At 70.5% G+C, this 7627-nt stretch carries 8 protein-coding genes; 5 read left to right on the forward strand and 3 right to left on the reverse strand.

Annotation, left to right across the window (positions count from 1 at the left end):
* Positions 1 to 305 precede the first annotated feature (305 nt).
* Both panD and G3I19_RS32450 read right to left on the reverse strand, forming a co-directional pair.
* The gene (gene panD, locus G3I19_RS32445) at positions 306 to 737 is read right to left on the reverse strand and encodes an aspartate 1-decarboxylase (RefSeq protein ID WP_164267296.1); all 432 of its coding nucleotides are present in this window, start codon (positions 735 to 737) and stop codon (positions 306 to 308) included.
* A 159-nt stretch (positions 738 to 896) separates the two neighbouring features.
* On the reverse strand, positions 897 to 2180 hold the full coding sequence (locus G3I19_RS32450) for a phosphoribosyltransferase family protein (protein ID WP_164267297.1): 1284 nt from the start codon (positions 2178 to 2180) through the stop codon (positions 897 to 899).
* 168 nt (positions 2181 to 2348) lie between these two features.
* On the opposite strand from G3I19_RS32450, the gene G3I19_RS32455 reads away from it, so the two are divergent.
* The 4 genes from G3I19_RS32455 (at position 2349) to G3I19_RS32470 (ending at position 6258) form a co-directional block, all read left to right on the forward strand.
* Positions 2349 to 3203: an HAD-IIA family hydrolase gene (locus G3I19_RS32455; protein ID WP_164267298.1), complete on the forward strand. Its 855-nt coding sequence runs from the start codon at positions 2349 to 2351 to the stop codon at positions 3201 to 3203.
* 73 nt (positions 3204 to 3276) lie between these two features.
* The gene (locus G3I19_RS32460; RefSeq protein ID WP_343235274.1) at positions 3277 to 4374 is read left to right on the forward strand and encodes a CapA family protein; all 1098 of its coding nucleotides are present in this window, start codon (positions 3277 to 3279) and stop codon (positions 4372 to 4374) included.
* 278 nt (positions 4375 to 4652) lie between these two features.
* Positions 4653 to 5444: an SAM-dependent methyltransferase gene (locus G3I19_RS32465; protein ID WP_343235273.1), complete on the forward strand. Its 792-nt coding sequence runs from the start codon at positions 4653 to 4655 to the stop codon at positions 5442 to 5444.
* 385 nt (positions 5445 to 5829) lie between these two features.
* Positions 5830 to 6258 carry a VOC family protein gene (locus G3I19_RS32470; RefSeq protein WP_164267300.1) on the forward strand — a complete coding sequence of 143 codons (429 nt, stop codon included), beginning with the start codon at positions 5830 to 5832 and terminating at the stop codon, positions 6256 to 6258.
* A 155-nt stretch (positions 6259 to 6413) separates the two neighbouring features.
* Here G3I19_RS32470 and G3I19_RS32475 read toward each other — a convergent pair whose 3' ends face one another.
* Positions 6414 to 7298, reverse strand: coding sequence for an aldo/keto reductase family oxidoreductase (locus G3I19_RS32475; RefSeq protein ID WP_164267301.1), 885 nt, complete (start codon positions 7296 to 7298; stop codon positions 6414 to 6416).
* A gap of 93 nt (positions 7299 to 7391) precedes the next feature.
* On the opposite strand from G3I19_RS32475, the gene G3I19_RS32480 reads away from it, so the two are divergent.
* On the forward strand, positions 7392 to 7627 hold a 236-nt coding region (locus G3I19_RS32480; protein ID WP_164267302.1), incomplete at its 3' end, for a LysR family transcriptional regulator.

The following is a 7627-nucleotide window of genomic DNA, read 5'->3' on the forward strand; positions in this document are numbered from 1 at the left end:
ACCGGCGGCGGGGTCGGATTCGGGGGTACGGGGTCTGGATATGGATGCGTCACGGTGGGCGTCGCACAGTTCGGCGGCATGTCCTTCCAATGTCTCCCGCTCCGCCTGCCCACGCGCGCCGGACCGAACCGGACCGAACACGCGCGCCGGGCCGAAGCCGACCGGACCGGACCGGCCACCGCCCGCCGCGAGCCCTCGCCCCGGAGCACTCCCGGGGCTTTCCGCCAACCGGGGGCCGCACCGGCAGGCCCGAGAGAGCCCGAGGGGGCGCAGGGCCGTACGACCGGGCGGGGGCAGCCCTTCCGTCAGGCTCCGGCGACCAGGGGCCTGGCGTGTGGAGGGCGCACCTGACCGGTGCCGGGTACGGGCGCGGCCGTGTCGGCCCCGAGGGCGACGATCCGGTTGTCCGCGTCGACGTGGACGACGCTCGGCCGGAGCGTACGCGCCTCGGCGTCGTCCACCTGGGCGTAACTGATGAGGATCACCAGGTCTCCGGGGTGGACGAGGTGGGCGGCGGCGCCGTTGATACCGATGACGCCCGAGCCGCGTTCGCCCTCGATGACGTACGTCTCCAGGCGGGCGCCGTTGTCGATGTCGACGATGTGTACCAGCTCGCCGGGCAGCAGGTCGGCGGCTTCCATCAGTGCCGCGTCAACGGTGACCGACCCGACGTAGTGCAGGTCGGCCTGGGTCACCGTGGCACGGTGGATCTTGGACTTGAACATGGTGCGCATCATGAGGGCACTCCCGATTCGAGGCTTCCTGCCTGCGTTTTTGCAGGTCAAGTACCGTTGCCCTACTTTACAACGAATCGCGTGCCCGTCCCGGTGTCGGCTGGATATTCGAGGCTCCTGCTGACCGGTTGCCGACGTTGCTGACGCGATGACCGCACCGGCCTACGTGCCACCGCCCGCCGTCAGGTGCCGGACGAACCACGCACGTGCGAGGTCGGCGACCTGGTCGAGCGCTCCGGGTTCCTCGAAGAGATGCGTGGCCCCGGGGACGATGTCGAGGCGGTTTTCGCAGCGCAGCTCGGCCTGGGCGGCGCGGTTGAGATCGAGCACCGATGTGTCGTCCCCGCCGACGATCAGCAGCGTCGGTGCCCGTACGTCGCCGAGGCAGGGCGCGGCGAGATCGGGCCGCCCGCCCCGCGACACCACGGCGCCGACGGACGCTTCCTCGTCCGCGGCCGCCCGGAGCGCGGCGGCGGCCCCGGTGCTCGCTCCGAAGTAGCCGATCGGCAGGGACTCGCGTTCCCGGAGCCAGCGGGTGGCCGTCGACAGCCTTCGGGCCAGGGTGTCGATGGCGAAGACGTTCGCCCGGTCGGCCTCCTCGGCCGGGGTGAGCAGGTCGAAGAGCAGCGTGCCCAGACCCGCGTCGCGCAGTGCCGCCGCCACCGACCGGTTGCGCGGGCTGTGCCGGCTGCTGCCGGAGCCGTGGGCGAACATCACCACGGCTGTCGCGCCGGCCGGCAGCGCGAGGTCGCCCGCCAGCCGGACACCGTCCGCGTCCACATCGACCTCGGCGGTGACCGGTGCGGAACGGGCCGCCGCCGCTTCGGTCAGGCGTGTGATCACTTCTTCGTCCGTGGTCTGCGCGAAGTCCTGGTACCACTCGCCGACGGCGCTGAACAGGTCGGGCCTGGACAGGCACACCACGTCGTCCGCCGCCCCGTGCAGCCGCTCGACCACGTCCGGCGGCGCCACCGGCACGGCGAGCACCACATGGGCGGCGCCCTGCTCCCGTACGACCTGACACGCGGCGGCCGCCGTGGCGCCGGTCGCGACCCCGTCGTCCACCACGATCACCGTCCGGCCGTCGACGGCCGTCCGGGGCCGCCCTTCGCGGTAGCGCCGCGCCCGTCGCAGCAGCTCCTGTTCCTCCGCGTGCTCGACCGCCGTGAGCTCCGGCTGCCGGACCCCGCTGCGGCGCACGATGTCATCGCTCAGCACCCGTACGCCGCCCTCCCCGATCGCGCCGAACCCCAGTTCAGGGTGGTGAGGGACCCCCAGCTTGCGCACCACGACCACATCGAGCGGGGCCCCGAGCGCCCGCGCCACCTCATGAGCCACCGGCACACCGCCCCGGGGCAGGCCGAGGACGACGGGCCTTGCCGCCCGCAGGTGCTCCACTGCTGGGGCGAGACGTCGTCCGGCGTCCACACGGTCGGCGAACAACACCGTCTTCGCCTCCTCCCGGAAGAGACGGCAGGCATATCCCTGTATCCCTGCTTTCGGTATCCCTGTTTTCGGACTAGCTCTGTTCGCGGCATGCCGCAACTCGGGGCGGCTGTGCGACGGGTTCCGTACACGCTGCGATGCCGTAGGAGGGTGGCTACCGTCGGTCGTATGGAACGAAGCGGCGCGGCCCTGGGCGCGGTCCTGATCGACATCGACGGGGTACTCACGGTCTCCTGGGAGCCGCTGCCCGGCGCCGTCGCGGCCATGGAGCGGCTGCGTGCCTCGGGACTCCCCTTCGCCCTGGTCACCAACACGACCTCGCGGACTCGCGCCTCGATCGCCGAACGTCTGGCCGGGGCGGGGTTCCCCGTCACCGCCGACGACATCCTCACCGCGCCGGCCGCCACCGCCGCGTATCTGCGCGAGCACTGGCCGCGCGCCCGCTGTCTGCTGCTCAACGCCGGTGACATCGGGGACGACCTGGCGGGTGTGACACTCGTCGACGACACGGACCGGGACGCCGACGTGGACGTGAATGTGGATGTGGATGTGGACGTGGATGTGGATGTGGTCGTCGTCGGAGGGGCCGGCGACGTGTTCGGCTACCCGGCCCTCAACCGCGTGTTCCGCCACCTGCAGCGCGGAGTCCCCCTCGTCGCGATGCACCGCAACCTCTTCTGGCGCACCGCCGACGGCCTCAGCCTCGACAGCGGAGCCTTCCTCCTGGGCCTGGAGCGGGCCGCACAGGTCGAGGCGGTGATCACCGGCAAACCGTCGGAGGCGTTCTTCGCCGCCGCCCTCGCCCACCTGGGCGTCGAGCCGGCGGCGGCGCTCATGGTCGGGGACGACATCGAGTCCGACGTACTCGCCGCCCAGCGCGGCGGGATCACCGGCGTCCTCGTCAGGACCGGCAAGTACACACCCGAGACCCACCGCGCGGCCACGGGCACACCCGACCACATCATCGACTCCTTCGCCGCGCTGCCTGCCCTCCTGGAACGCCTGGCCACGGACTCGGGCTGAGCCGGGGCGTCTCGCGGCGCGACAATGGTGGTACGGGACGGTGGCACGGAACACCGAACGGAGGGCCGGCTTGATTACCCTGTCCGTCTGCGGCGATGTCATGCTCGGCCGGGGCGTGGACCAGATCCTGCCGCACCCCGGCGACCCGGAACTCCGCGAGAGGTACGTCAGGGACGCCCGGGACTACGTCGGTCTGGCCGAGGCGGCGAACGGCCCCATCCCTCGTCCGGTCGGCTTCGCCTGGCCCTGGGGGGACGCACTGGAGGTCCTCGATTCGGCCGCGCCCGACGCCCGCGTGATCAATCTGGAGACCAGCGTCACGCGCAGCGACTCGTTCGCCCCGGGCAAGGAGATCCACTACCGGATGCACCCCGCCAACCTGCCCTGTCTGTCGGCCGCCCGCCCCGACGTCTGCGTACTGGCCAACAACCACGTCCTGGACTTCGGCCGCCGCGGCCTCACGGAGACACTCGGCTCACTGGCCGGCGCGGGGATACGGACGGCCGGTGCCGGCCGGGACGCCGCCGGGGCGAGCCGCCCGGCGACCGTCCCCCTCGCCGGCGGGCGACGGCTCCTGGTCTTCTCCTTCGGCATGCCGTCGAGCGGTGTCCCGCGGTCCTGGGCCGCGACCGGGTCGCACGGCGGAGTCGGCTTCCTGGCCGGCCTTTCGGACACCGCCGCAGCCGAAGTCACCGGCCGTATCCGGGAGATGAAGCGCCCCGGCGACCTCGTGGTGATCTCGGTCCACTGGGGATCCAACTGGGGCTATCGCCTGCCCCGGGACCAAGTCGCCTCCGCCCACGCCCTGATCGACGCCGGGGCGGACATCGTGCATGGCCACTCCTCGCACCATCCCCGCCCCCTGGAGCTGTACCGGGGCAAGCTCGTCCTGTACGGCTGCGGCGACCTCATCAACGACTACGAGGGAATCACCGGCCACGAGCAGTACCGCGACGACCTGCGGCTCCTCTACCTCCCCTCGCTGGAGCCCGGCACTGGCCGGCTCACCGAGCTGCGCATCACTCCGCTCCAGGCCCGGCGCATGCGCCTGTGCCACCCCTCGTCCGACGACTGCCGGTGGCTGCGGCCCCTCATCGACCGGCTCTCGGAGGGGTTCCGCCCGTGCTCAGCGCCGGACCCGGAGGGCGCCCTGACGCTCCGGGCGGCCTGACGCTCCGGGCGGCCTGACGGACACCTCCGGCGCGACAGCGCCGACCGATGGCGGAGTCACGAGTCACCCGACGAGGCCCGGATCCGACCGCCCGGCCCGCATCGGTCACCCGCGTCCGCCCGACGTTCTGCGGGACACGGCGCCGCCGGGCCCGACCACAGGAAACCCGCCCTCAAACCCTTCACCCGAAGTCTCCTGACAACCACTCAGGCTCACCAGTACTGGTTCCGGCCATGTACCGTCTGGATCACTTTCGACAGCGAGGAACGGAGCGGCCTGTGCACGATCGGATCGATACCTCAACGGCTCACTCCGCCCGGGTGTACGACTACATCCTGGGCGGCAAGGATCACTACCTGGTCGATGCCGAGGCGGGCGAGGCCATGTGCCGGCACTGGCCGGCACTGCCGGTGCACATGGGCGAGAACCGGCGGTTCATGCACCGCGCCGGGCGTTACCTTGCCCAGGAGCGTGGCATCCGGCAGTTCCTCGACATCGGAACCGGCCTTCCCACCGCACCGAACCTCCATGAGGTGGTGCAGCAGGTGGCGCCGGAGTCGCACGTGGTCTACGTCGACAACGACCCCATTGTCCTCGCCCACGCCCGTGCCCTTCTGGAGAGCTCGCCCGAAGGCGCGACGGCCTACGTCGACGCCGACATGCTCGACCCCGACGCCATTCTGGACAGCCCGGGGTTCCGTGAACTGCTCGATCTGAACGAGCCGGTGGGCCTGATGATCATCGGGATCCTTCACTTCATCCCGTCGCCGGAGGACCGTCGCCTGGTGCAGCAGCTGCTCGACCCGCTGCCGTCGGGCAGCTACCTGGCGATGACGATCGGGACCGCCGACTTCGCACCCGAGGAGGTCGGGCGGGTGGCCGAGGAGTACGCCCAGCAGGGCATGCCCATGGTGCTGCGCGACCTTCCCACCGCCACCTCGTTCTTCGACGGAATGGAACTGGTCGGGCCCGGCATCACCCAGGTCCACAAGTGGCGGCCCGGGCCCGAGCAGGACGGCATCGACGACGCGGCCATCGCCATGTACGGAGCGGTGGCCCGCAAGCTCTGAGACGGTGGCGAGCTGCTCCACGGCTCCACCCACCGGGGCAAGTGGCACCACATCGCCCCGGCCCGGTTCGACGAGGAGTGGCGTGGGGGCGCCCCGCTCTCTTTGGTCAAGGTCATGGGCCAGGACGGCGTGTGGCCGCCCAGTTCCGCACCTGCCACGACGACAAAGAATCTGTGGCTGAAACGGTGTTGCCCCCGTCCGTGCTGGTTACTAAGGTCAGTCGGGTGACTGCCGGGTCGGCCATGGGCCACACACGAGTGAGGTTCCCGGCCTCTGCGTGAGCACGAGGCGGGCAAGAGGCCCGCCCCCTTCTCCGTGTCTTAGCTCCCGGGCGCGCGCACGGCGCCCCATTCCAGCGGATTCCAGGACCGGAGACCCCTCACTGATGTCCGATGACCAGCAGTACCCGCATGAATCCGAGCTGACGGCAGCCGGCGTCCAGCTGAACCACACTGCCGTCTACGCGAGCGACCGGCAGCTGTCCGCCGAGTTCCTCGCCGCGGTCCTTGGCCTGAAGGTGGGCACCCCGTTTGGACCGTTTCTCCCCGTCGACCTCGGCAACGGCGTGACGCTCGACTACTACGAGAAGAGGGACGAGCCGATCCAGTCACAGCACTATGCCTTCCTCGTCCCTGACGAGCAGTTCGAGGCCGCTGTCGCCCGTCTGGAGATGGTCGGAGTCACCTACTACGCCGACCCGAGTCACACCGAACCCGGCCAGATCAACCGTCTGTTCGGTGGTCGCGGCGCCTACTTCGACGACCCGGACGGTCACAACATGGAGGTCATGACTCGGCCTTACGCCCGCCCTTAGTACCGCAACGGTGGTTGCCGTGACTGGTGGCCTGGCGTCGTGGACCGTGTCCGCGTCGTCTGTGGTGGCTGAGGCGGGCTTGTTGGTGCCGTCCGCGTCGCCAGGCGCCGGCCGAGAAGGCACATGCGTGGCCCCACCGCCCTCTGCCACACGCTTCAGTGGCCGATGTTGTCCAACTCGGCGAGTTCCCTGTCGGAGAGTGAGAGCCCCGCCCCGGCGACGTTCTCACGCAGATGCCGCACCGAAGAGGTGCCCGGAATCAGCAGGATGTTCGGGGACCGCCGCAACAGCCAGGCCAGGGCGACCGACATCGGCGTTGCGTCCAGCCGGGTGGCCACGGCGGAAAGCGCCGTGGCCTGCAGCGGGGTGAAGCCGCCGAGCGGGAAGAAGGGCACATAGGCGATGCCCTTGCCAGCGAGCTCGTCGATCAGCTCGTCGTCCTGACGGTAGGCGAGGTTGTACATGTTCTGCACGCACACGATCGGCGCGATCGCCTGCGCCTCGGCGACCTGTTCCGCGGTCGCGTTGCTCACTCCGAGGTGTCGGATCAAGCCCTGCTGCTGGAGTTCGACGAGGGTCTCGAAGGGTTCGGCGAGCGAGCCGGGCTGGGGACCCAGAGCGTTGCCGAGCCGGAGATTGACCACGTCGAGCGAGTCGAGGCCGAGGTCCTCAAGGTTCTCCTGGACGGCGCGGCGAAGGTCCGCGGGCTGCCGGGCTGGGGGCCAGCCACCCTGCTGATCGCGGACCGCGCCGACCTTGGTCACGATGTGCAGAGATGCGGGGTAGGGGTGCAGTGCTTCACGGATCAGCTGGTTGGTGACGCGTGGTCCGTATGCGCCGGCGGTGTCGATGTGGCTGATCCCGAGGTCTGCGGCCTCGCGCAGTACGGCGAGTGCGCTGTCGCGGTCGGCGGGCGGGCCCATGACTCCGGGGCCGGCGAGTTGCATGGCGCCGTAGCCGAAGCGGGTGACGGTCAGATCGCCCAGGGTCCAGGTGCCGCCGGGCAGTGACGCGGGAGGTGTGTTCGTGGTTTCGCTCATGCCGTCGATACTCGCTCGCGGACGAGCAGCGCATCCAATACCGATCCAGCGCCCTGTCATACCCGTCAGGTATCACGGAGGTATGTTGGGCCCATGGACACCTTGGAGACCCGCGAGCTGAGGTACTTCCTGGCCGTCGCAGAGGAACTGCACTTCGGCCGCGCCGCCGAGCGCCTCGGCATGGCCCAGCCACCGCTGTCCCGGGCGATCCAGCAGCTCGAACGGCGCCTCGACGTCTGCCTGCTGAAACGCAACCGCCGCGGCGTCTCCCTCACCGGCGCCGGAGAGATGCTGCTCCACGAGGGCCGCGCCGCCCTCGACGCGACCAC

The organism is Streptomyces sp. SID10853 (assembly GCF_010548145.1).
Lineage (GTDB): Bacteria > Actinomycetota > Actinomycetes > Streptomycetales > Streptomycetaceae > Streptomyces.

Coding starts and splice junctions, on each gene's coding strand:
- panD (WP_164267296.1), bottom strand. CDS start 737: ATGATGCGCACCATGTTCAAGTCCAAGATCCACCGTGCCACGGTGACC.
- G3I19_RS32455 (WP_164267298.1), top strand. CDS start 2,349: ATGGAACGAAGCGGCGCGGCCCTGGGCGCGGTCCTGATCGACATCGAC.
- G3I19_RS32470 (WP_164267300.1), top strand. CDS start 5,830: ATGTCCGATGACCAGCAGTACCCGCATGAATCCGAGCTGACGGCAGCC.
- G3I19_RS32475 (WP_164267301.1), bottom strand. CDS start 7,298: ATGAGCGAAACCACGAACACACCTCCCGCGTCACTGCCCGGCGGCACC.